The 22184-nt window shown below is 61.3% G+C and carries 20 protein-coding genes; 5 read left to right on the top strand and 15 right to left on the bottom strand.

What is annotated here, in order from left to right; genetic code table 11:
- Positions 1-133 precede the first annotated feature (133 nt).
- Both BMX68_RS00365 and BMX68_RS00360 read left to right on the top strand, forming a co-directional pair.
- Positions 134-433 (top strand): hypothetical protein, encoded by a 300-nt coding sequence (locus BMX68_RS00365; RefSeq protein ID WP_017130837.1) that lies wholly within the window; start codon positions 134-136, stop codon positions 431-433.
- Positions 434-446: 13 nt separating this feature from the next.
- Positions 447-1316, top strand: coding sequence for a DUF72 domain-containing protein (locus tag BMX68_RS00360; protein ID WP_017130838.1), 870 nt, complete (start codon positions 447-449; stop codon positions 1314-1316).
- Between the two features lie 72 nt (positions 1317-1388).
- Here the strand turns inward: BMX68_RS00360 and BMX68_RS00355 are convergent, their stop codons facing one another.
- Positions 1389-2003, bottom strand: coding sequence for a hypothetical protein (locus BMX68_RS00355; RefSeq protein ID WP_017130839.1), 615 nt, complete (start codon positions 2001-2003; stop codon positions 1389-1391).
- Positions 2004-2095: 92 nt separating this feature from the next.
- Between BMX68_RS00355 and BMX68_RS00350 the strand changes: the two genes are divergently transcribed.
- Positions 2096-2878, top strand: a complete 783-nt coding sequence (locus tag BMX68_RS00350; RefSeq protein ID WP_017130840.1) for a class I SAM-dependent methyltransferase — start codon at positions 2096-2098, stop codon at positions 2876-2878.
- 150 nt (positions 2879-3028) lie between these two features.
- Here the strand turns inward: BMX68_RS00350 and BMX68_RS00345 are convergent, their stop codons facing one another.
- The 3 genes from BMX68_RS00345 to plsB form a co-directional block, all read right to left on the bottom strand.
- Positions 3029-3718 carry a DUF4197 domain-containing protein gene (locus BMX68_RS00345; protein WP_017130841.1) on the bottom strand — a complete coding sequence of 230 codons (690 nt, stop codon included), beginning with the start codon at positions 3716-3718 and terminating at the stop codon, positions 3029-3031.
- Between the two features lie 295 nt (positions 3719-4013).
- Positions 4014-4634 carry a hypothetical protein gene (locus tag BMX68_RS00340; protein ID WP_017130842.1) on the bottom strand — a complete coding sequence of 207 codons (621 nt, stop codon included), beginning with the start codon at positions 4632-4634 and terminating at the stop codon, positions 4014-4016.
- Between the two features lie 123 nt (positions 4635-4757).
- Positions 4758-7256 (bottom strand): glycerol-3-phosphate 1-O-acyltransferase PlsB, encoded by a 2499-nt coding sequence (gene plsB / locus BMX68_RS00335; RefSeq protein ID WP_017130843.1) that lies wholly within the window; start codon positions 7254-7256, stop codon positions 4758-4760.
- 257 nt (positions 7257-7513) lie between these two features.
- Between plsB and BMX68_RS00330 the strand changes: the two genes are divergently transcribed.
- A complete protein-coding gene (locus BMX68_RS00330) occupies positions 7514-7723 on the top strand; it encodes a cold-shock protein (RefSeq protein WP_017130844.1) in 210 nt (69 codons plus the stop codon).
- An 86-nt stretch (positions 7724-7809) separates the two neighbouring features.
- On the opposite strand, the gene BMX68_RS00325 is transcribed toward BMX68_RS00330, so the two are convergent.
- From BMX68_RS00325 to BMX68_RS00310, 4 genes are all read right to left on the bottom strand, one after another.
- Positions 7810-8187: a hypothetical protein gene (locus BMX68_RS00325; RefSeq protein ID WP_017130845.1), complete on the bottom strand. Its 378-nt coding sequence runs from the start codon at positions 8185-8187 to the stop codon at positions 7810-7812.
- Positions 8188-8271: 84 nt separating this feature from the next.
- Entirely contained in the window at positions 8272-9081 is an 810-nt protein-coding gene (locus BMX68_RS00320; RefSeq protein WP_017130846.1) for a putative RNA methyltransferase, read from the bottom strand.
- The gene (dapE, locus tag BMX68_RS00315) at positions 9081-10232 is read right to left on the bottom strand and encodes a succinyl-diaminopimelate desuccinylase (protein WP_017130847.1); all 1152 of its coding nucleotides are present in this window, start codon (positions 10230-10232) and stop codon (positions 9081-9083) included. Before dapE ends, BMX68_RS00320 begins: the two co-directional genes overlap by 1 nt.
- Positions 10233-10414: 182 nt before the next feature.
- Positions 10415-13006, bottom strand: a complete 2592-nt coding sequence (locus tag BMX68_RS00310) for a glycosyltransferase (protein ID WP_017130848.1) — start codon at positions 13004-13006, stop codon at positions 10415-10417.
- Between the two features lie 261 nt (positions 13007-13267).
- Here BMX68_RS00310 and tcdA point away from each other — a divergent pair, with 261 nt between their 5' ends.
- On the top strand, positions 13268-14077 hold the full coding sequence (tcdA, locus tag BMX68_RS00305) for a tRNA cyclic N6-threonylcarbamoyladenosine(37) synthase TcdA (protein WP_017130849.1): 810 nt from the start codon (positions 13268-13270) through the stop codon (positions 14075-14077).
- A gap of 49 nt (positions 14078-14126) precedes the next feature.
- Here the strand turns inward: tcdA and BMX68_RS00300 are convergent, their stop codons facing one another.
- The 7 genes from BMX68_RS00300 to map all read right to left on the bottom strand — a co-directional run bounded on the left by BMX68_RS00300 (position 14127) and on the right by map (position 22136).
- Entirely contained in the window at positions 14127-14540 is a 414-nt protein-coding gene (locus BMX68_RS00300) for a SufE family protein (protein ID WP_017130850.1), read from the bottom strand.
- The gene (locus BMX68_RS00295) at positions 14537-15742 is read right to left on the bottom strand and encodes an aminotransferase class V-fold PLP-dependent enzyme (protein ID WP_017130851.1); all 1206 of its coding nucleotides are present in this window, start codon (positions 15740-15742) and stop codon (positions 14537-14539) included. Before BMX68_RS00295 ends, BMX68_RS00300 begins: the two co-directional genes overlap by 4 nt.
- Before the next feature lie 119 nt (positions 15743-15861).
- Positions 15862-16896 carry a 2,3,4,5-tetrahydropyridine-2,6-dicarboxylate N-succinyltransferase gene (gene dapD / locus BMX68_RS00290; RefSeq protein WP_017130852.1) on the bottom strand — a complete coding sequence of 345 codons (1035 nt, stop codon included), beginning with the start codon at positions 16894-16896 and terminating at the stop codon, positions 15862-15864.
- 46 nt (positions 16897-16942) lie between these two features.
- The gene (locus BMX68_RS00285; RefSeq protein ID WP_017130853.1) at positions 16943-17251 is read right to left on the bottom strand and encodes an arsenate reductase; all 309 of its coding nucleotides are present in this window, start codon (positions 17249-17251) and stop codon (positions 16943-16945) included.
- 142 nt (positions 17252-17393) lie between these two features.
- Positions 17394-18593 carry a succinyldiaminopimelate transaminase gene (gene dapC / locus BMX68_RS00280; RefSeq protein WP_017130854.1) on the bottom strand — a complete coding sequence of 400 codons (1200 nt, stop codon included), beginning with the start codon at positions 18591-18593 and terminating at the stop codon, positions 17394-17396.
- 36 nt (positions 18594-18629) lie between these two features.
- Complete coding sequence (locus tag BMX68_RS00275; protein WP_017130855.1) at positions 18630-21332, bottom strand: [protein-PII] uridylyltransferase; 2703 nt, start codon at positions 21330-21332, stop codon at positions 18630-18632.
- A gap of 21 nt (positions 21333-21353) precedes the next feature.
- Entirely contained in the window at positions 21354-22136 is a 783-nt protein-coding gene (gene map, locus BMX68_RS00270; RefSeq protein WP_017130856.1) for a type I methionyl aminopeptidase, read from the bottom strand.
- Positions 22137-22184 lie beyond the last annotated feature (48 nt).

Here is a 22184-nt window from a genome sequence, read left to right as displayed (position 1 = left end):
CGTCATGTTTTGCAGCGATGGATGTACTGGTGTGAAAACCTTTTCCAGGTTCTGTGGTCTGGTTATCACTCGGGCAATAGCTATGTGCGGTGCGTGCTGCTAAATTGCCATCATCTACACCGGGCCTGCCTCAATGCGTATAGACGGTGCTTCATCACAGTCCTACCCCATCAAGCGCAAACCCCGCAAAGTTGGCGTGGTGCTCGATGGCGATGAGGAAGTGCTGGACAGCGAAACTGACGATCTGTCGGACATCGCCGCTCGCGCTCAAGCCGCTGGCGGTCGCCTGGCCAATTTGCCCGCCCGCCCGCAGGATATGATCTTCCCGCGCTCGATGAGCAAAAGTGTCGCGACCGCCTTGGCCAGCTACCTGACCACTGCCGGTTTTGTCGAATGGGATATGGAAGTACTGGGGCTCGACCTGCATATCTGATCTAATCAGTGTCATGACCGGTCCCGTTCTGCCTTACTACCTTGGTTGCCCTTCCTGGAGTGAAAACGCCTGGCGCGAATTTCTGTACCCGGAAAACGCCCGTCCGACCGATTTCCTCGATCTCTATTCTCAGGTCTTCAACGCGGTTGAGGGCAACACCACCTTCTATGCGCGGCCGGCGCCGGCTACCGTCGAACGCTGGGCGCAGGTCATGCCCGGACATTTTCGCTTCACCGCCAAGTTCCCCCGCGATATCAGTCATGGCGGCGATTTGCGTGAGCAAGCGCCGGCAGCCGAGGGCTTCCTGCAACTGCTTGCACCGCTGGGGGAGCGCGTGTCGCCGCTATGGTTGCAATTGCCGGCGAGTTTCGCCCCCCATCGCCTGAGTGAACTGGTCGGTTTCATCGACGATTTGCAGCGACCGCTGGCCATTGAGGTCCGCCACCCGGAATTCTTCGCCAGAGGCGATGCCGAGCGGATGCTCAATCGCCTTCTGCTCGACCGTGGCGTGGAGCGCATCTGCCTCGATCCCCGGGCACTGTTCAGCTGTACTTCGACCGAACCTTCGGTGGTGCACGCCCAGTCGAAAAAACCCAAGGTACCGCCACGTCCGGCGGCCTTTACCCAGTGCCCTCAGGTGCGTTTTATCGGCCATCCGGAACTGGCGGCCAATGACATCTTTCTCACGCCCTGGATCGAGAAAGTCGCCGTCTGGATCGAGGAGGGGCGCACGCCGTATATCTTCCTGCACACTTCGGACAACCGCCTGGCGCCGGAGCTGGCTCGACGTTTTCATCAGCGCCTGATGGCACGTTTGCCTGGCTTGCCGGCACTGCCTGAGCTATACAGAGAGCCCGCTGTGGAGCAACTCGGGTTGCTCTGAGGGCGATACGGTTCGGCAGGATCAAGCCGATGTTCAACGCGTGAGACAGGGGTTGAGACAGGGAGTGGCGGCTCAGGCCGCCAGGCGCAGGTTGTGGGCCACCAGCGGGCGAGCCCAGAGCAGGTCGTAGTCCATTGCTTGCTGTTGCCGGGCCAGTGTCTGCTCGTCGAATGGCACAGGTGGTTTTTCCAGCAGGTCGAGTTCGAATTCGGCGATTGGCAAGTGCAGCGGGCGCGGTCGTGGCGCTACGCCGGGATTGGGCAGCGGCTGACCGGCACTGAGTACGAGCGGGCGAACCCAGCCGTTATCGAAATCCTGTTGGTGCTGTTGCGCGACGATTTCGTCGTCCGGATAGGGCGGTGCGGGTTTTTTCAGCAGGTCCAGTTCAAACTCGGCGATGGGCAGGAACAGCGGCTCCGGCGGACGAATCGGCGTTTCGGTGACATCGCAGTGCCGCTGGTCAACGATCTGCGCGAGCATTTTCGCCCCTGCGGTCGGCTCGACCGGACCATCGACCGGCAGATCGACAGCGGCTTGCTCGGGCGCATCACCCACTTGCTCGGCCATGGCCCGGACAAAGAAATCCTGCCACAGATGGCTGACGCCGCTCAGTGCTTGGGAATTTCGCAAGCCGTAATCGCCGACCGGCGATAGATAACCTATGGATGTGCGTTGAAAGTCTGACATAGCTCTCGATCGACGCCCGGCTCTGGCAATATGGTGGATACTTCTGTTATCGGCAGTGTTTGCCGATCATTAAATTTTTGAGCGTGTTTTTCATGAGTGAGCAGCAAGCGGCCATACGAATCAGGGTCGAGGCTTTGGCCGTAGAGTTTCAGCCTCAGGCCGAGCAATGGGCTGCACGGCTGGGGCTGCCCCTGCAGGAGCCGGGGGCTGAGTTTGCCTTGCAGGTGGGCGAGTGGGGGTTGCAACTGCAGCAGCTCGGGCCGGATGCGCCGGGCCCGGTACGGGTGGATTTCGTCGAAGGCGGCGCTGCGCATCGTCGCCTGTACGGTGGTGGCAGCGGCCAGATGATCGCCAAGGCGGTCGGGATCCAGCAAGGAGTGCGTCCGCGGGTACTCGATGCCACGGCTGGGCTGGGCAAGGATGCGTTTGTGCTGGCCAGCCTGGGTTGTGAGATGAGCCTGATCGAACGTCAGCCGCTGATCGGCGCGTTGTTGGAAGATGGCCTGCTCCGTGGTCAGAATGATTTCGATGTGGCGCCAATTGTTGCGCGCATGCGCCTGCTCAAGGGCAACTCGATCGAAATGATGCGCCACTGGGAAGGTGAGCCGCCACAAGTGATCTACCTGGATCCGATGTTCCCGCACCGGGAGAAAACCGCCTTGGTGAAGAAGGAAATGCGCCTGTTTCGGCCATTGGTCGGCGATGATCCTGATGCCCCGGCATTGCTTGAGGCCGCGTTGGCGCTGGCCACTCACCGAGTGGTGGTCAAGCGCCCGCGCAAAGCGCCGTGCGTTGCCGGGCTCAAGCCCAGCCATGCCCTGGATGGCAAGTCGAGCCGCTACGATATCTATCCGAAGAAAGCGCTAAAGCCCTGAAGTCAGCGGCTGGCCCTGAATGATTCAGGGTCTGGCCTCACCACCTCGAGCACATACGCCTGGTCTTTCTCGGCATTCCGGGGTTCGCCGCAGCCATCGCTCTGGCGCACCTTGCGCAGCAGTCGTTCCCTCTCTGTGAGAGGGAAGTGCCTACAGCGCGCCGAACACCTTTTTCGCCAAGCTGGTCGCCGCTTGCGCCGGGTTGGCGCGGATGCCTTCTTCCTTTTGCGCGATCATCTTGAAGAGGCCATCCAGAGCCCTTTCCGTCACGTAGTTTTCGATGTTGGCACTCTTGGCATCGAGCACGCCGAGGGTCGCGGCTTGTCCGGCGAACGAGTTGTACTGCTTGGCCAGGCCGACCTGGTCGGTGGCCTGTTTGACGATCGGCAGGAACTTGGCGCGGATTTGCTCGCGGCTACTCTTGTCCAGGTACTGGGTGGCCGAGTCCTTGCCACCGCTGAGAATGCCCTTGGCATCGGTTACGGTCATCTTTTTCACCGCGTCCACCAGCAGCGCCTGGGCCTGTGGTATGGCTGCCTCCGCGGCCTTGTTCATACCGGTTTCCAACTGTTTGACCTGTTCGCCCATGCCGAACTGTTTCATCTTGCTGGCGACTTTGCCTAGCTTGCCCGGCAGTTCGATCTTCACTTCAGGGTTATTGCTGAAGCCGCCCGGTTTGCCGAGCGTCGTCACAGCCGCCACGGCACCCTGGGCCAGGGCATCCTTGAGGCCGCCCGAGGCTTCGCTTTGGGAAAGGCTGTCCAGAGACAGGGCCAGGGCGTTGGTGCAAATCAGCAAACCGGCACAGAGGCCAAGCAGATGTAGGGAAGGGCGGCGCATGGAAAGCTTCCTTATTCGAGAGGTGAGAAATGACCGGGCAGACGACACGGGTCCGCCAGGGTTGCGGAGAAGCAACCTGGCACCCACGAGAATCTAACGGATTTGCCGCCGAACGTCAGCGCTCGACGGCTACTGGCCTGGACGGTGGGTGCGTTAGCTCAAGTTCGGATGCCAGCAGTTCATGGTCAAGGCGCTGTGACTCGTCTAGCCGGGCTATGACGAGGAACGACAACGCCGCTCAGAGACCTGTGGCGCCGAAATTGACTCATGGAACTCACCACACAGGCCGCTAGTCTCAGGCGCTCAGGGTAAGGTTTTGCGGTTTTTCCTTCTGCAGCACCACGGTCCTGGGGATAGGTTTCATAGTGAATTTGCGACGGCCGCCGAAGGTGCCTTGGGTCTCGTAGGCCTGGCCGGGTTTGACCTTGAGCGGATCATAACGCAGGTAGCGGGGAATCGAACCCTTGAGCAAGGTGATTTCCTCGCTGAGAACATACGGCGGAATGCCGGGTTCGGTGAGGGCGACGAGTTTCAGGGTGGCCAGGGTGTTTTCTTCCGTACCGATCAACGGCACCAGGGCGGCGCTCAGGTAGAGATAGCCGGGTGGGCTCAGGTGAAAATTTTCTTGCTGATTGTCTTTACGCCAGCGGAAGCTGTACTTGAGGTCGGCCAGCAGCGAGACACCGGCGACGCTCAGGTCGAACTCGATCTCGATTTTGCAGTTGTACCTGAGATCCTGCGGGAGTTCGAAAGTGAAGCGCCACGGCGCTTGGGCGGGAAGTCGGGCAGCGGTCCAAGTACCCAGGACCGTACCGGTACAGCGGTTACGCAGGATGATCCGGGTCTCGGCCATGGTTGGGATCGAGTAATCCGGCGGGAAGTGGAAAATAGCGGTCACGGCATTTTTTGCAGTCATCTCGATATCCTTATCGAACGCGTCAAAAGCAACGCAGGGTTCAGTCTATACGACTGTGCGTGGGTAAAAATCAATAAGGAAACATCCGTGTTTCTTTGCTGAATTGTCTGACGTGAGGTCTGCTTATTCTCCGAGATTGGCCGGTTGGTCGGCTGCATCTTCGCTACGGTGCAGTGCCACCTGGCGGATCGATAAGCGGATCTCTGCGGGTAACACGCGCTTGGCGGCGCCTTCCGCCAGCTCGCCGAGCAGTTCGTGATAACTCAGTTTGCCGGCCTCGTCTCGGCGCAGGACGTCGAGGTTGAGCAGGGTCTGGATAAAGTGGCGGAACAGGCTCTTGTCGAAGAACTCCGGCGCGTTGAGCCCATGCAGGATCGACAGGCGCTGGGCCATGACCGTACACAGGTCCTCCAGCTCTTCGGCGCTGATGCTGCTCTGGCCGCTGTTGAGCAGCAGCGAGATGGCCATGTAAAAACGCTGTAGGGTCTGGGCAATGCTTTTCGACAGTAGGGTCAGCAGTACGAAATGCCGCGAACTGGGTGCCGGGCGCAGGTAAACTTCGTTCTCGAAGCGCAGCAGACCCTGTTCGACAAAGGCTTCGAGCCACTGATCGATCACTGCGTCGAGTTCGTCGAGGGACCAGCGAATGAACAGTTCCGATTGCAGGTACGGGTACAACGCCCGGGTATAGCGCAGGATCAGTTCACGGCTCATGCGTGACGAGCTCTGGAAGAAACTCGCCAGCAATGCCGGCAGGGCGAAGATATGCAGGACGTTGTTGCGATAGTAGGTCATCAGGACGGCATTCTGCTCGTCCAGGTAGAGGATTTTGCCCAGAGCATCGCTTTGCTCGGAGAGCAGGTCCATCTCCTTGACGTGCCGGATCAGCGCCTGGCCGTCGCCTTGCGGCAGGGTGGTGTGCGGCGAGTAGGGCACACGGCGCAGCAAGGCCAGGTAAAGATCGAGGACCCTGGCCATGGCGCGGTCGTCCAGGGCCAGGCGGCTGGTGGACAGTAGGGCCAGGGCCACCAGGTTCACCGGGTTGATCGCGGCGGCTTCGTTCAGGTGCCGGGCCACACGCTCGCCGAGGCGGTGGGTGGTTGCATTTAACCACGCCGGTTTGAACTGCGGCCCCAGCGCCTGAGTACGCCAGTCGGGCTGCTCCTGGTCGAGGAATTCGGCGAGCTTGATCGGCTCGCCGAAGTTGACGGCCACTTGGCCGAAGCGCTGCTTGAGGGCACCGATGACTTTGAAGATGTCGAAGATCGATTCCTTTTTCTTGCTTGCTCCGCGCAGTTCACCGAGATAGGTGCGACCTTCCAGTACCCGCTCGTAGCCGATGTAGACCGGAACGAAGACAATCGGTGTGTGCGAGGAGCGCAGGAAGCTGCGCAGGGTGATGGCCAGCATCCCGGTCTTCGGTTGTAGCATGCGCCCGGTGCGCGAGCGCCCGCCCTCGACGAAGTACTCCACCGGAAAACCCTTGGTGAACAGGGTATGCAGGTATTCATTGAACACCGAGGTGTAAAGCGGATTGCCCTTGAACGTGCGGCGCATGAAGAACGCACCGCCACGACGCAGCAGGCTGCCGATCACCGGCATGTTGAGATTGATCCCGGCAGCGATGTGCGGCGGGGTCAGGCCGTTGCGAAACAGCAGGTAGGACAGCAACAGATAGTCGATGTGGCTGCGATGGCAGGGCACATAGATCACCTCGTGACCAGGGGCCACGGCTTGTACGCCTTCGATGTGGTTGACCTTGATGCCGTCATAGATCTTGTTCCAGAACCAGCTCAGCACCACTTCGAGGAAGCGGATCGCGGTGTAGGTGTAGTCCGAGGCGATCTCGTTGCCGTAACGCAGGGCCTGGGCCTTGGCCTTTTGCGTGGAGATGTTCTCACGCTGGGCCTGTTCGAGGATCGCCTGGCGTACCAACGGCTCGTTGACCAGGCCTTTGACCAGATTGCGTCGGTGGGACAGGTCGGGACCGATGACGGCGGTCTTGAGGTGGCGAAAGTGCACCCGCAGGATGCGCTGGGCCATGCGCACCGTGCGCTCCAAACCCTTGTTGTGTTCCACCAGGTCGCGCAGGTGGATCGGCGCGGAGAACTGCACGCGGGTCTTGCGCCCGAGAATCAGGATGCTCAGCAGCCGGCGCAGGCGCCCGGTGACTGCCCAGCTATCGGCGAACAGCAGTTTCCACGGGCTCGATTCGCTGTCTGGCGACTGTCCCCAGAACACGCTGACTGGGATGATCAGGGTATCTTCGGCGGCGTGTTGGCTCAAGGCATCGACCAGGCGGGTCAGGGTCGGCGGTGCGCCGCGCTTGTCCTGGCGGCCCAGCCAGTCCGGATCCGGGGTCAGGTAGAAAAATGCCGCCGGCTCCATCAACGACCCTACCGATACCGGCAGCACCGGGCGTGGCAGGCTGGCCCGGGTGCATTCGTGGTCGACCACGGCCAGATCGCTCAGCGACGGCGATTGCAGAACGTAGAACACTGGGCGACTACGGTCGAGGTTGAGCGTCAGGGCCGACTGATTGATCGTCTCCGAGCGCACCCACAGATACAGCAGGCGGCGCAAGGTGCCAAACGCAAGACGGCGGAGCGGGGAGCGGGTCATACGGCTTCTGCTTAAGGTGGCTGCTTCAGGAGAAATAGACCGAGTGTTCGCTCGGGGTTGGTAGTGTGCCGTATCTGCCGAAAATCGGCAAAAAGGCGACGAAGTAATATTGATTGAGAGTTTTTCGAGCTGTCTTATACTCCCAGGTTCGCCATGAGCGGTATGACCCATGCGCGTCACGTGAAGCTCTGGCGATCAGGCTTGGAGAACCCTACGAGCGGGGTTCATTCGATAATAAAAAGACGGAGTACGGATTCATGGCAACTCGCGAGACAGGCAGTGTGAAGTGGTTCAACGATGCCAAGGGCTACGGCTTCATCCAACGCGAAGACGGCACGGACGTGTTTGTGCATTACCGCGCGATTCGTGGTGAAGGTCATCGTTCCCTCGCCGATGGGCAGCAGGTCGAGTACGCGCTGGTGGAAGGCCACAAGGGCTGGCAGGCTGAGGACGTGGTCGGGCTGTAATACCGTGTGACGTTGCTGACAGGAGATATTGTGGCGAGGGCTGGCCGCTCGCCACAGAGGATCCATGCAAGCCCGGCTTGCGGCGGTTACACGGTACGCCAGGTGATCTCTTCTTCGCCATCGGTGCTGACGCGGATCCAGCGATCGGCGCTTTCCTCGCCTTCTTCCTCGACCCAGCTCCCCGGCGCGCAGCGCACTTCGATGTTCAGCGCGGCAAAGGCGGCGCGGGCGCAGGCAATGTCGTCGTCCCACGGCGTCTGATCACTTTCCAGGTACAGGCTGTTCCACTTGCCCACGGCCTTGGGCAACCAGGTTACCGGCACGCCTCCTGCCTGGCACTTCCAGGTCTGACCCTTCTGGCTCCATTCGGTACATGGACCAAGGGCTTCGCCGAGCCAGATGGCAATGGCTTTGTGGTCGACGTCAGCGTCTTTCAGATAAATCTCGATATCGGGCTGGCGCATGGATATCCTCGTTGCGGCCACTGAAAAAATCCATTCGCGGATTCGGTCGATCGCCAACCGGAGCTGGCGAAGCAGGTTGTAGGGTTAGGGCACAACGAAGTAATCGTAGCGCATCGACACACTGACTTCGAATGGCTCGGCCTGTTCGATCACCAGGGCGCGCCGCTCGGCGCTGGCGCGCCAGCCGTGCGGAGTCATCGCCAGCAAGTTGGCGCGATCCTGGGTACTGGTCAGGCTCAGCTTGAACTCCAACACTTCGCTGTGTTGCAGCGTCATGCCTTCCGGTACCAGCGCCAGGTGCTTGTCGTCGGTGTATTCACGCACCTCCTCGTAGAGCCGTTCGCGCAGCTCCATCAGGTGACCACTGGTCGGTCCGACCTTCATCAGGCCGCCGCCGGGGCTGAGCAGGCGCCTGGCTTCCTGCCAGTCCAGGGGGCTGAAGACGCTGGCAAGAAACTGGCAACTGGCGGTGGCCAGCGGAATACGCGCCATGCTGGCGATCAACCAGGTCAATTGCCGATTGCGCCGGCAGGCGCGCTTCACCGCTTCACGGGAGATGTCCAGGGCATAACCGTCGGCGGCGGGCAGCGCCTCGGCGAGCTGCGCGGTGTAGTAACCCTCGCCACAGCCGATATCGACCCAGCGCCCTGGGTTGCGTTCGGCGGCCAGCTCGGCCAGGCGCCTGGCCACCGGGGCGTAATGCCCAGCATTGAGGAAGTCTCGCCGGGCCTCGACCATTGCTTGGTTGTCACCTGGCTCGCGGCTGTTCTTGTGCTGCACCGGCAGCAGGTTCAGGTAACCCTGGCGGGCGCGGTCGAAACGGTGTCCTGCCGGACAGGCGACACCGTTGTCGACTGCACTCAGCGGTGCGCCGCAGAGAGGGCAGGTGAGCATCAGGCGAGCAACTTGATCAGAGTCTGGTAGTAGATTTCGGTCAGTACATCGAGATCGCTGGCCAGGACCCGCTCGTTGACCTGATGAATGGTCGCGTTGACCGGGCCCAGTTCCACCACCTGGGTGCCGAGGGTGGCAATAAAGCGTCCATCAGAGGTGCCGCCGCTGGTGGAGGCCTGGGTCTCGCGGCCAGTGATCGCCTTGATGCTGGCCGACACCGCATCGAGCAGTGCGCCTGGTTCGGTGAGGAACGGCAGGCCGGACAGCGCCCAGTCCACGTGCCAGTCCAGTTGGTGCTTGTCGAGGATCGCCGCGACCCGCTGCTGCAGGCCCTCGACGGTCGACTCGGTGGAGAAGCGGAAGTTGAACAGCGCGGTCAGCTCGCCGGGGATCACGTTGGTCGCGCCGGTGCCCGAGTTGAGGTTGGAAATCTGGAAGCTGGTTGGCGGGAAAAACGCATTGCCTTCGTCCCAGTGCTCGGCGGCCAATTCGGCCAGAGCCGCGGCGGCCAGATGGATTGGGTTTTTCGCCAGGTGCGGGTAGGCCACGTGGCCTTGCACGCCCCGTACACTGAGCTTGGCGCCGAGAGAGCCACGGCGACCGTTCTTGACCACGTCGCCCACCAGCGAGGTGCTCGATGGCTCGCCGACGATGCACCAGTCCAGGCGCTCCTGGCGGGCGGCCAGACGTTCGATCACGGCTTTGGTGCCATGATGGGCCGGACCTTCTTCATCGCTGGTGATCAGGAAGGCCACCGAGCCCTTGTGGTCCGGGTAGTCGGCGACAAACCGCTCGGCCGCCACCAGCATCGCCGCCAGGCTGCCCTTCATGTCGGCGGCGCCGCGTCCGCAGAGCATACCGTGTTCGTCGATCACGGCATCGAAGGGATCGTTTTGCCAGGCCTGGAGCGGGCCGGTCGGGACCACGTCGGTATGACCGGCGAAGCACAGCACTGGACCTTCGTGGCGGCCATGGCTGGCCCAGAAGTTATCCACATCTTCAATTCGCATCGGCTCCAGCTTGAAACCGGCATCACCCAGGCGCTGCATCATCAGCTTCTGGCAGTCGGCGTCGACGGGGGTCACCGACGGGCGACGGATCAGATCACAGGCAAGTTGCAGGGTGGGCGAAAGGTCGGCGTGGGCCGTCATGGGAAACTCCGAAAACATGAAAGACAGGCTCAGTCCACGGTATGTTGGTTTGGCCGTGGAACCGTGCTCGACCAAGGCGTGGAAAATGGCGGATATCTTAAAGCAAAACGGCGACCAGAGGCCGCCGTTTAGTGCATTTGTGGGGCGCTGGCGTCGCCGCGACGCTTTTGCGCGCCAGCGCGCTACGCTACAGGCAGTTGTTCCGGCGCCCCGATTGGTTTGGGCCGCGAAGAAACAAAGGCCATGACCAGGGCGGCCAGATACGGCAGCGACTGCACCAGCAACATGGTCACCCAGAAACGTATGTCGTTGCTTGGCAGGCCTTGTACCAGGAAGATCCCCAGTGCCGCCCCCCATAGCAGCAGCATGATAAACAACTCTTCCCGAGCTTCCGAGATCGCCACCCACAGGCCGTGATTGTCGGCGTTCTTCGGCGTGCGGAAGAACGGAATGCTGCTGGTGAAGAAACCGTACAGCACGGCCTTGGCAATGGTGTGCGACAACGCCAGGCCGGCGAGTGCGGCGGCAAAGGCATCCTTCATGTTGACTCCGACCGCGCGGCGGTAGAGGAACAGGATTTTGGCGACCTTGAACACGAACAGCGCCAACGGTGGGATTGCGAAAATCAGTAGTGGCGGATCGACCCGCTGCGGCACGATGATCATCGCCGCCGACCAAAGCAGAGCACCGACGGTGAAGAAGATGTTCATACCATCGGCGACCCACGGCAACCAACCCGCGAGGAAGTGGTAGCGCTGGCCACGGGTCAGCTCGGTGTCCTTGCCGCGCAGCAGGCTGGCGGTGTGTCGCTTGATGATCTGGATCGCTCCGTAGGCCCAGCGGAAACGCTGTTTCTTGAAGTCGATAAAGGTATCCGGCATCAGCCCCTTGCCATAGCTTTCGTGATGATAGGCTGCCGACAGGCCTTTCTCGAATACCCGCAAGCCCAGTTCGGCATCTTCGCAGATGCACCAGTCGGCCCAACCCAGCTCTTCGAGCACCGAGCGCCGGGTCATGGTCATGGTGCCGTGTTGGATGATGGCGTCCCGGTCGTTGCGCGTGACCATGCCGATATGGAAGAAACCCTTGTACTCCGAGTAGCAGAGCTTTTTGAAGGTGCTTTCGCTCTGGTCGCGGTAGTCCTGTGGCGATTGCACGATGGCGATCTTCGGATCGGCGAAGTGCGGCACCATATGTTTGAGCCAGTTGCGGTCGACGCAGTAGTCCGAATCGATCACCGCGATCACCTTGGCATCTTTGGCGGTATGCGGGATCAGGTAGTTCAGCGCCCCCCCTTTGAAACCGGCCAGCGGTGCGACGTGGAAGAAGCGAAAGCGTGGGCCCAGGGTTTCGCAATAGGCCTGCACCGGCTCCCAGACCGCCGGATCCTTGGTGTTATTGTCGATGATCAGGACTTCGTAGTCCGGATAATCGAGGGCCGCCAGGGCGTCGAGGGTTTGCTTGACCATCTCTGGCGGCTCGTTGTAACACGGTACATGGATCGAGACTTTCGGGCGGTAGTGTGAATCACCCTCCACCGGTGGGAATTCGCGCCGACGCTTGCGGGTCCAGACCGTCTCAGCCAGTTCGTGAGCCTCGGTCAGTAGCACGATAAATACCCCCAGTGCGCCGAGAGCCAGCAGCAAACCTACCGTCAGGCTGAACCAGGTACTGTATTGCTGGCTGTAGTCATAGCCGATCCATACCAGCACCGAACCGCAGAGGAACGCGATGAAGGTCAGGAAAGTCCGGCCACGCTGGCGCAGGGCGGAGCCGTCGATCAGGAGCGTGGCCAGGGACAGCATCGCCAGCACCACCGAGCCAATAGCCAGTAGGCGCCATTGCGGGATGGCGACTACCGGGCCTTCGAAGTTGAATTTCTGCTGGCGGGCCGCGTTGTACACGCCCCAATAAGCGCCCACGGAGCCTTCGTCGCTGGCTTTCCAGGGCTGGTCGAAAGCCTCGATCACGAAGTAGTTGAAGCCCTGGCGGTTAAGTTTGTTCACCAGCGTGCGCAGGTAGATCGCTTGGTCGGCTTGGGTGGCATCGGCGCCGCCGCGCATCCGGCCGTTGCTCGGCCAGCCGACTTCCGACAGCAGCAAGGGCTTCTTCGGGAACAGGCGCTTGAGTTCGCGGGCGCGGTCCAGCACGTACTGGCCGGACTTCTCCATCGGGATGAATTCCCAGTACGGTAGGATATGCGCGGCGACCAGGTCGACATGCTTGACCAGTTCCGGATTGTGTTCCCAGATGTGCCATTGCTCGGAGGTGGTGACCGGCACTTTGACAGCTGCACGCACGCGGTCGAGCAGCACACCCAGTTCCTTGGCGGTAATTTCCTCGCGGAAAATCGCCTCGTTACCCACCACCACGCGAACCACGCTGCGCGAGGTATTGGCCAGTTCGATGGCACGGCTGATTTCCCGTTCGTTACGCTCCTGGTCCGGACTGATCCAGATACCCAGGGTCACTCGCAGGCCGAACTCCTCAGCCAGTTTGGGAATATCCTGCAGCGTGCCGTCGACCGAGTAGGTACGGATGTTGTCGGTCAGCTTGCTGATGATTTCCAGGTCGCGACGCATATCATCGTCGGTCGGAAACTGGTCTTTCTGCGGGAACTGGCCCTGCTGGAACGGTGAGTAGGAGAAGCCGGAAATGTGTTCAGGCCAGTTGGGGGCCGATACCGGACGGTTGATCAATGCCCAGAAGCCGGTGAACAGCGCGGCGATCGCCAGCACTACCACCAGATTGAGTCCAAATTTACGCGATGACATAGGTATTTCGGATTCCGAAAGCTAGAACGTTGAACGGCGCGGCGCGCATCCTACACCTGCAATTCGCTGAGCGCACAGCAAAGTGGTGGATGGTTGAGCTTTGGCAATGACAGCTTGCTTAAGTTCTTTCCTGGATCTTTGTAGCTTGTTTCTGGTGAAGATGGTGTCATTTTTACTCAAGCGACAGCCATTCGTAGCCTGAAGGTGCCTGCGGCCTTCGAACGGCCCTATAATGCGCGCCGATTTTTCGGGTTATTGGTCATGAGCGCAGAAGATCCACGGTTTGCCGGCGTTGCCCGGTTGTATGGCATTGAAGGGTTGGCGCGGTTGAAGGCTGCGCACGTGGCCATCGTCGGTGTGGGCGGGGTCGGCTCCTGGGCAGCGGAAGCGATTGCCCGCTGTGGCGTGGGGGCGATTTCCCTGTTCGACCTGGACGATGTCTGCGTCAGCAACAGCAATCGCCAGCTACACGCCCTTGACAGCACCGTGGGCCGCGCCAAGGTCGAGGTCATGGCCGAGCGCCTCAAAGGCATCAACCCGGAATGTCGCGTACAGGCGGTGACGGATTTCGTCACCCGCGACACCATGGCCGAGTACATCACGACGGATATCGATTGCGTGATCGACTGCATCGACAGCGTCAATGCCAAGGCGGCGCTGATTGCCTGGTGCAAGCGGCGCAAGATCCAGATCATCACCACGGGCGGCGCCGGTGGGCAGATCGATCCAACACTGATCCAGGTCTGCGACCTGAATCGCACCTTCAACGATCCGTTGGCGTCCAAGGTACGCTCGACCCTGCGTCGCGATTACGGCTTCTCCCGCACGGTGACTCGCCATTACAGCGTGCCCTGTGTGTTTTCCGCTGAGCAACTGCGTTATCCGAAGCCCGATGGCAGCATCTGCCTGCAGAAAAGTTTTGTCGGCGATGGTGTGAAATTGGACTGTGCCGGAGGATTCGGCGCGGTGATGATGGTCACCGCGACCTTCGGCATGGTGGCGGCCACCAAGGCGGTGGACAAGATCGTTGCAGGTGTGCGACGGCCATCGGAGCGGATAAAACCCGAGTAGCGGACGGACTCGTGGCGAGTGAGCTGGCCCGCTCGCCACGGGAGTCCGTTCAACCCCGCGTGCCGGTCAGCTCATGCATCCGCTGCAGCACGGCGTGCAGGCCGTTGCTACGGGAGGGCGACAACTGCCGGGCTAGCCCCAACTGGTTGAACCAGTCTGGCAGGTCGATCCCTTGCAGCTCTTCAGCGGTCAGGCCATTGACCCGTACCAGCAGCAACCCCAGCAGTCCGCGGATTATCCGTGCATCGCCGTGGGCCACAAACCGCCAGCGGTTGTCCTGCAATAAGCCGGTCAACCAGACTTGACTCTCACAGCCGTGTACCCGGTTAGCCTCGATCTTGTCGACATCGGCCAAGGGGGGCAGGCGTTCGCCCCATTGCATCAGCAACCGTGCTCGTTGCTCCCAGCTCGCTGCCATCTGGAAGCTCTCCAGGGCGCTCTGCGCTTGTTTGGGCAAACTCATCGCAACAGATCCATTGCCTGATCCAGCGCTTCGAAAAAACGCTCGAGATCATCGGAGTCGTTGTACAGCGCCAGCGATACGCGGATCGCGCCGTTCAGGCCGAGGCGTTTCATCAACGGCATCGCACAGTGATGGCCGGCCCGGACCGCGATGCCCTGTTCGGTCAGCAGGTGGGCAAGATCGGCATGATGCATGCCGTCGACGACAAAACTGGCCAATGCCGTTTGCGGCTCGCCGAGTAGCCGAATGCCCTTGCGCACTCTCAGGCCTTGCAGCAGGTGGGCGTGCAGCGCTGCTTCGTGGGCGAAGACGGCGGATTGGTCCAGGCCGGTGAGGTAGTCGAGGGTCGCCCCCAACCCGATCACGCTGGCAATGGCGGGTGTCCCGGCCTCGAAACCCAGCGGAGCGGGGCGAAAGCTGGCGTGTTGGTAATCGGCATCCTGGACCATCTCGCCGCCGAATTGCCAATGACGCAACTGATGCAGTGCCTCATCGCGACCATAGAGCACGCCGAGCCCTTCGGGACCGTACAGCTTGTGGCTGGAGAACACGTAGAAGTCGCTACCCAGCGCCTGCACGTTGTGGCGGCCGTGTACCACCCCCTGTGCGCCGTCGACGACCGTCAGGGCGCCCTGGTTCTTCGCCCATGCCAGCAGCTCCGGCAAGGGTTGCCAGGCGCCGAGCACATTGGATAGCTGGCTGACGGCCAGGAGGCGGGTGCGTTTACCGATCAGGCCACACGCAGCCTCAACATCGATCAGGCCAGCCGCATCGATGGGCAAGACGATCAGCTTGAGGCTTCGGCGTTGTGCCAGTTGCTGCCAGGGCAACAGATTGGCGTGGTGTTCCAAGGCACTGATAACCAGCTCATCGCCCGCTTGAAAAAGCGCTTCCAGGCCATAAGCCAGCAGGTTCAGCGCCGAGGTGGCGCCATGGGTGAAGATCACTTGCCCGCTGTCTGCGATGTTCAGCCATTGGCCGACCTTGATCCGGCTGTCTTCGAAGGCCTGGGTCGCATGGGCGCCGGGCAGGTGCTGGGCGCGATGGACGTTGGCCGCGCCATTGGCGTAATAATGCGCCAGGGCATCGAGCAGGGCTTGCGGTTTTTGCGTGGTGGCGGCGCTGTCCAGATAGATCTGGTCCTGTCGTTGCAGGGCGGCGATGGCCGGAAAGTCGGCACGCCAGGGAGAGGGAATCAACATAGTGTTCGGCCCTGGTTGCATGGACGGGGATGCGCAAACCCGGAGGCGCCGAGCTGGCTGGCGAAGGTGGCCTTGTGGGCACCCTCGCCGGCAAGCCGGCCTTACAACAGCGATCCTGCTCAGTTATGCGCGTGCAGGGCTTCGTTCAGCTCGATGGCCGACTTGTGGGTCTTGCATTCCACCGCGCCGGTTTCCGAATTGCGCCGAAACAGCAGGTCCGGCTGGCCGGCCAGATCGCGGGCCTTGATCACTTTAACCAACTGGTTGTTCTCGTCGAGCAGCGCGACCTTGGTGCCGGCAGTCACGTACAGGCCGGACTCCACGGTGTTGCGGTCGCCCAGCGGGATACCGATACCGGCGTTGGCACCGATCAGACAGCCTTCGCCGACCTTGATCACGATATTACCGCCACCGGACAGGGTGCCCATGGTCGAGCAGCCGCCGCCGAGGTCCGAGCCCTTGCCAACGAATACACCCGCCGACACACGGCCTTCGATCATGCCCGGGCCTTCGGTACCGGCGTTGAAGTTGACGAAGCCTTCGTGCATCACGGTCGTGCCTTCGCCGATATAGGCGCCCAGGCGAACCCGTGCGCTGTCGGCGATACGCACGCCGCTCGGCACCACGTAGTCGGTCATTTTCGGGAACTTGTCCACCGAGAATACCTCCAGCAGCTCGCCACGCAGGCGGGCTTCCAGTTGGTGCGCGGCCAGCTCGGAGAGGTCGATGGCACCCTGGCTGGTCCAGGCCACGTTCGGCAGCAACGGAAACACGCCGGCCAGGCTCAGGCCGTGGGGCTTGACCAGGCGGTGGGACAGCAGGTGCAGCTTAAGGTAGGCCTCGGGGGTGGAGCTCAGTTGGGTGTCTTCGGCCAACAGGGTGGCCACTAGCGGCTTATGGCTTTCGGCCAGGCGGGTCAGCAGCGCGGCCTGGGCGGCGTCGACCCCTTTGAGCGTTTCGGCCAATTGCGAGGCTTGAGCGGTGGTGAAACCGATCGCCTGGTTGCCGCCGGTGTAACCCAATATTGGCGCAATGGCTGCGACCAGTTCGGCGGACGGTTGGATCAGCGGTTGGGCGTAGAACACTTCCAGCCAGGCACCTTGACGATTCTGGGTACCAACGCCGAAGCCCAGGCTGAACAGAGTAGTGGACATGCAGTTACCTCTTGCAAAAATGAGTGGGGGCCTTGAGCGCTCTGGCTCAGTTGAGGGCCGCCGCGTAGCTATCTGGCTTGAAGCCAATCAGCGTTCGGTTACCGAGATCGAGCACCGGGCGCTTGATCATCGAGGGCTGAGCGAGCATCAGCTCGATCGCTTTCGCCTGGTCGAGATCGGCTTTATGTTCGTCGTCGAGTTTACGAAAGGTGGTTCCGGCGCGGTTCAGCACTACTTGCCAGCCGTGCTCGTCGCACCACCGGGTCAGGTGTTCGCGGTCGATGCCGGCGGTCTTGTAGTCGTGAAACTCATACGGCACGGCCTGCTCTTGGAGCCAGGTACGGGCCTTTTTCATGGTGTCGCATGCCTTGATTCCGAAAAGGTGCAACGTTTTGCTCGAAGCGGTCACAGCAATTGCCTCCCCTTTGGAGATGTGAGGGATGAAAGGTTGAAGATTATGCCATGACCCGGCGACTTGAGAGCGTTCCTGGCTGTAACTACTTGCGGCGTTGGATAAACGCGCGGATCCGCTCAGCGGCTTCAACGCATTCGGCGAGTGGCGCAACCAATGCCATGCGCACGCGCCCGGCCCCCGGATTGACGCCGGCCACTTCGCGGGACAGGTAGGAGCCGGGCACCACGGTTACATGCTCTTGGGCAAACAGATCACGGCAGAACGCCGCATCGTCGCCTTGCACATTCGGCCACAGATAGAAGCTGCCATCCGGCCGCTGTACATCCAGCACGGGTGCCAGGATCTCCAGCACCGCATCGAATTTCTCCCGGTACAGCGCACGGTTAGCGCGTACATGGACTTCGTCGTTCCAGGCAGCCACGCTAGCCAACTGGGTCTGCACTGGCATCGCGCAACCGTGATAGGTGCGATACAGCAGGAAAGCCTTGAGAATATCGGCGTCACCGGCAACAAAACCCGAACGCAGCCCCGGCAGGTTGGAACGTTTGGACAGGCTGTGGAACACCACGCAACGCTTGAAGTCCTTGCGGCCCAGCGCCACGCAGGCGCTGAGCAGGCCCGGCGGTGGTGTCTGCTCATCGAAGTACAGTTCGCTGTAGCACTCGTCGGCGGCGATCACGAAGTCGTGTTCGTCAGCCAGGGCAATCAGTTTTTTCAGGGTCTCTACTGGAATCAGTGCGCCGGTCGGGTTGCCCGGTGAGCAGAGAAACAGAATCTGGCAACGCTGCCAGGTCTCGGTCGATACGGTGTCGAAGTCTGGGTTGAAGCCGTTCTCATCCAGGCACGGCAGGTAGTGCGGCTTGGCCCCGGCAAGGAAGGCCGCGCCTTCGTAGATCTGATAGAACGGGTTGGGGCTGACCACCAGTGCATCGTCGTCACGGTTGACCACGGTCTGGGTGAAGGCGAACAGCGCCTCGCGGGTGCCATTGACCGGCAGGACATTGCGCGCCGGATCGATCCAGCCGCTCGGCACGCCGAAACGCCGCTCGCACCAGCCGGCGATGGCTTCACGCAGGGCCGATACGCCGAGGGTCGTCGGGTACACGGCCATCTGCTCCAGGTTGGCGCTCAGGGCCTCGGCGACAAACGCCGGCGAGCGGTGTTTCGGTTCACCGATGGACAGGGCAATCGGCCGCTTGTCCGCGTTCGGCGTCACGCTGGCGAGCAGGGCGCGCAGCTTCTCGAACGGGTAGGGCTGCAACTGGTTCAGGGCGTTGTTCATCGGTAACGGTGCTCGCTTCATTCAGGTGTCGGTGCGTCAGAGACTCAGGCGCGTCGTTTCAGGGGGCGGTTCGGCGTCGACACTCAACTGTTCGACGATAGCGTCTTGCAATCGGCTGCACAGTTGCGGGTCGGACAGCGGTTGGTTGTCGGCGTCGGTAATGAAGAACACATCCTCCACCCGTTCGCCGAGGGTGGCGATCTTGGCGTTCTGCAGCGACAGGTCGAACTCCAGGAAGATCTTGCCGATCCGTGCCAGCAGGCCGGGCCGGTCTGGAGCGCTGAGCTCAAGTACAGTCACCGGGCGCTGGGCGTCATTATGGATGGTTACCTGCGGGGCGAAGGCGAAGTGCTTGAGCTGGCGCGGTACTCGGCGTTGGATGATGGTGGGGTAGTCGTCGGGATTGCGCAGGGCCTCGGTCAGGCCATCGCGGATCTGCCGGACCCGCTTCGGGTTGTCGCCGATGGCGCCGCCGTCGTTGTCTAGCACGATATAGGTGTCGAGGGTGAACTGGCTGCTGGAGGTGATGACCCGGGCATCATGGATGTTCAGGTTGAGCTGGTCCATGGCGGCCACGGTCACGGCGAAAAAGTCATGTTGGTCCGGGGCGTAGATGAAGATCTGCGTGCCGCCTTCGAATTCGCGCTGTGTGGTTTCCTTGATCAACACCAACGGTCCGCCATCGGCCGGCTGCTGGAGGATTGCATCGCTGTGCCAGGCGACATCGCCGGCGGTGTGACGCAGAAAGTAGTCATCGCCCAGTTGCGACCAGAGTTGCTCGACATCGTCGGGGTCGGTGCCCGCGCGCACCAGGATATCCAGGGCGGCGCTTTGGGTCTGGCGAATCTGCTCTTCGCGGTCTACCGGGTTTTCCAGGCCGCGGCGCAGGGCGCGCTTGGTCTCGGTGTAGAGCTGGCGCAACAGGCTGGCGCGCCAGGAGTTCCACAGGCTCGGGTTGGTCGCGTTGATATCGGCGACGGTGAGCACGTACAGGTAATCCAGGTACACCTGGTCGCCGACGGTCTGGGCGAAGTCATGGATGACCTGTGGATCGGACAGGTCCTTGCGCTGGGCAGTGGTGGACATCACCAGGTGGTTTTGTACCAGCCAGACGATCAGGCGGCTGTCCCAGGCGGGCAACTGGTGGCGCTTACAGAAGGCGTCGGCGTCGATTGCGCCGAGCTCCGAGTGGTCGCCGTGGCGGCCCTTGCCGATGTCGTGGTAGAGCCCGGCCATGTAGACCAGTTCGGGCTTGGGCAGCTTGGCCATCAGCTTGGCGGCCAGTGGGAATTTCTCGGAAACCTGGGTGTACTGCAGCTTTCGCAGATGCTTGATCAGGTTCAGGGTGTGCGCATCGACCGTATAGATGTGGAACAGGTCGTGCTGCATCTGCCCGACGATGTCGCCGAACTCCGGCAGGTAACGCCCGAGGATGCCGTAGCGGTTCATCCGGCGCAGGTTGCGGTGGATACCGATCTTGCACTTGAACAACTCGATGAATAGGCTGGTGTTGCGGATGTCGTTGCGAAAGTCATCGTCGATCAGGTGACGGTGTTCGCGCAGCAGGCGGATGGTGTCGGCACGCACGCCCTTGATTTCCGGTTGCTGAGCCATCAGTACGAAAATTTCCAGCATGGCAAATGGCGTGCGTTTGAAGACGTTCGGCTTGCTTGCTTCGATATAACCGTCGTGCAGTTGGAAACGCGAGTTGAGCGGCTGCGGCGCCGCCTGGTCTGCCGGGGCGAGGATGACCTCTTCGAAGTGCTGGATGATCAGGTCGCTGAGCTGGGCAATGCTCATGACCACCCGGTAATACTGCTGCATGAAGTTCTCAACGGCCTGCTTGGCGTCGTCGCCCTGAAACCCCAGCAGCCCGGCGATGCTGCGTTGATGGTCGAACAGCAGGCGGTCCTCGGAGCGCCCGGCGAGCATGTGCAGGGCATAGCGGACCTTCCAGAGAAACTCCTGGGAGGAGGCCAGCAGTGCGTTTTCACTTTCCACCAGGAAGCCTTCGCCAGCCAGGGCGCGCAGGTTCAGGGTGCCGTACTGGCGACGGGCAACCCAGAGAATCGTCTGGATATCCCGCAGACCGCCGGGCGAGCCCTTGACGTTGGGTTCCAGGTTGTATTCGGTGTCGTTGTATTTGTGGTGGCGGGCCTTCTGCTCGGCGTGTTTGGCCAGGAAAAAGTTCTTGCTCGGCCACATGTGGGCGGTGCTGGTGACCGCGAGCATGTGCTGGCGCAGGTGCTCGGGGCCGGCGATGGTGCGACTTTCCATCAGGTTGGTGATAATGGTCAGGTCGGCGCGTGCCTCTTGGGCGCACTCGTCGATCGAGCGAACGCTCTGGCCGACTTCCAGGCCGATATCCCAGAGCAGGGTCAGGAAGCGCTCGATGGAGTCGCGAAAAATCTCGTGGTCGGCGCTGTCCAGCAGGATCAGCAAGTCAATGTCCGAGTAGGGGTGCAATTCACCCCGGCCATAGCCGCCGACTGCCACCAGGGCGATATCGGCATCTTCGTTCCAGTCGAATTGCTCCCAGGCTTTTTGCAGGATGTTATCGACGAACCAGGCGCGATCCTCGATCAGCCGACGGATATCGCGTCCGCTGCGAAAGCGTGCGTCGAGGACCTCACGAGCCTGGCGGATGGCTTTCTTGAATGCCGCTATCGGGCTGGCCTTCAAGGCCAGCTCCGCCTGGAACTGACCGCGGTCGAAGAGTTCGGGGTCCACCTGCGGCATCGATTGGTTTACCTTTGTGGATCAGGCTGAGACGCGGGGGATAGTGTCATCGCGGCGCAGGGTGAAGATCTCGTAGCCGGTTTCGGTGACCAGCAAGGTGTGCTCCCACTGGGCCGAGAGCTTGCGGTCCTTGGTGATAGCGGTCCAGCCGTCGCCCAGCACCTTGGTGTCGGCCTTGCCCTGGTTGATCATCGGCTCGATGGTGAAGGTCATGCCGGCTTTCAGTTCCATGCCGGTACCGGCGCGGCCATAGTGCAGAATCTGTGGCTCTTCGTGGAAGACTTTGCCGATGCCGTGGCCACAGAATTCGCGAACCACCGAGAAGCCATTCTTTTCAGCGTGTTTCTGGATGATTTCGCCGATATCGCCCAGGCGGCAGCCAGGCTTGACGATCTCGATCGCTTTGTACATGCATTCCTGGGTCACTTGGGACAGGCGCTCGGCCCAGACCGGCACGTTGCCGACATGGAACATCTTGCTGGTATCGCCGTGGTAGCCGTCCTTGATCACGGTCACGTCGATGTTCACGGTGTCACCATCCTTGAGCGGCTTGTCGCCGGGGATGCCATGACAGACCACGTGGTTGACCGAGGTGCAGATCGACTTAGGGAAACCCTTGTAATTGAGGGGCGCGGGAATGGCCTGTTGTACGTTGACGATATAGTCGTGGCAAAGGCGGTCCAGTTCCTCGGTGGTGACGCCAGGCTTGACGTATTCACCGATCATTTCCAGTACATCGGCGGCCAGCTTGCCGGCGACGCGCATTTTTGCGATGTCCTCGGGAGTTTTGAGGGTGACGGTCATACAGGCTCTCTATGCGCTCGTCGGCGCTGATAAACACGGGAAAAGGTC

This window comes from Pseudomonas agarici (assembly GCF_900109755.1).
Classification (GTDB): domain Bacteria; phylum Pseudomonadota; class Gammaproteobacteria; order Pseudomonadales; family Pseudomonadaceae; genus Aquipseudomonas; species Aquipseudomonas agarici.
The sequence above is the reverse complement of the archived record's forward strand: the minus strand, read 5'-3'. Positions and strand labels throughout refer to the sequence as shown.

What these genes read in the sequence shown, in the direction of transcription:
- BMX68_RS00365 (WP_017130837.1), top strand. Translation starts at nt 134, where the DNA reads ATGCGTATAGACGGTGCTTCATCACAGTCCTACCCCATCAAGCGCAAA.
- BMX68_RS00360 (WP_017130838.1), top strand. Translation starts at nt 447, where the DNA reads ATGACCGGTCCCGTTCTGCCTTACTACCTTGGTTGCCCTTCCTGGAGT.
- BMX68_RS00355 (WP_017130839.1), bottom strand. Translation starts at nt 2,003, where the DNA reads ATGTCAGACTTTCAACGCACATCCATAGGTTATCTATCGCCGGTCGGC.
- BMX68_RS00350 (WP_017130840.1), top strand. Translation starts at nt 2,096, where the DNA reads ATGAGTGAGCAGCAAGCGGCCATACGAATCAGGGTCGAGGCTTTGGCC.
- BMX68_RS00345 (WP_017130841.1), bottom strand. Translation starts at nt 3,718, where the DNA reads ATGCGCCGCCCTTCCCTACATCTGCTTGGCCTCTGTGCCGGTTTGCTG.
- BMX68_RS00340 (WP_017130842.1), bottom strand. Translation starts at nt 4,634, where the DNA reads ATGACTGCAAAAAATGCCGTGACCGCTATTTTCCACTTCCCGCCGGAT.
- plsB (WP_017130843.1), bottom strand. Translation starts at nt 7,256, where the DNA reads ATGACCCGCTCCCCGCTCCGCCGTCTTGCGTTTGGCACCTTGCGCCGC.
- BMX68_RS00330 (WP_017130844.1), top strand. Translation starts at nt 7,514, where the DNA reads ATGGCAACTCGCGAGACAGGCAGTGTGAAGTGGTTCAACGATGCCAAG.
- BMX68_RS00325 (WP_017130845.1), bottom strand. Translation starts at nt 8,187, where the DNA reads ATGCGCCAGCCCGATATCGAGATTTATCTGAAAGACGCTGACGTCGAC.
- BMX68_RS00320 (WP_017130846.1), bottom strand. Translation starts at nt 9,081, where the DNA reads ATGCTCACCTGCCCTCTCTGCGGCGCACCGCTGAGTGCAGTCGACAAC.
- dapE (WP_017130847.1), bottom strand. Translation starts at nt 10,232, where the DNA reads ATGACGGCCCACGCCGACCTTTCGCCCACCCTGCAACTTGCCTGTGAT.
- BMX68_RS00310 (WP_017130848.1), bottom strand. Translation starts at nt 13,006, where the DNA reads ATGTCATCGCGTAAATTTGGACTCAATCTGGTGGTAGTGCTGGCGATC.
- tcdA (WP_017130849.1), top strand. Translation starts at nt 13,268, where the DNA reads ATGAGCGCAGAAGATCCACGGTTTGCCGGCGTTGCCCGGTTGTATGGC.
- BMX68_RS00300 (WP_017130850.1), bottom strand. Translation starts at nt 14,540, where the DNA reads ATGAGTTTGCCCAAACAAGCGCAGAGCGCCCTGGAGAGCTTCCAGATG.
- BMX68_RS00295 (WP_017130851.1), bottom strand. Translation starts at nt 15,742, where the DNA reads ATGTTGATTCCCTCTCCCTGGCGTGCCGACTTTCCGGCCATCGCCGCC.
- dapD (WP_017130852.1), bottom strand. Translation starts at nt 16,896, where the DNA reads ATGTCCACTACTCTGTTCAGCCTGGGCTTCGGCGTTGGTACCCAGAAT.
- BMX68_RS00285 (WP_017130853.1), bottom strand. Translation starts at nt 17,251, where the DNA reads ATGAAAAAGGCCCGTACCTGGCTCCAAGAGCAGGCCGTGCCGTATGAG.
- dapC (WP_017130854.1), bottom strand. Translation starts at nt 18,593, where the DNA reads ATGAACAACGCCCTGAACCAGTTGCAGCCCTACCCGTTCGAGAAGCTG.
- BMX68_RS00275 (WP_017130855.1), bottom strand. Translation starts at nt 21,332, where the DNA reads ATGCCGCAGGTGGACCCCGAACTCTTCGACCGCGGTCAGTTCCAGGCG.
- map (WP_017130856.1), bottom strand. Translation starts at nt 22,136, where the DNA reads ATGACCGTCACCCTCAAAACTCCCGAGGACATCGCAAAAATGCGCGTC.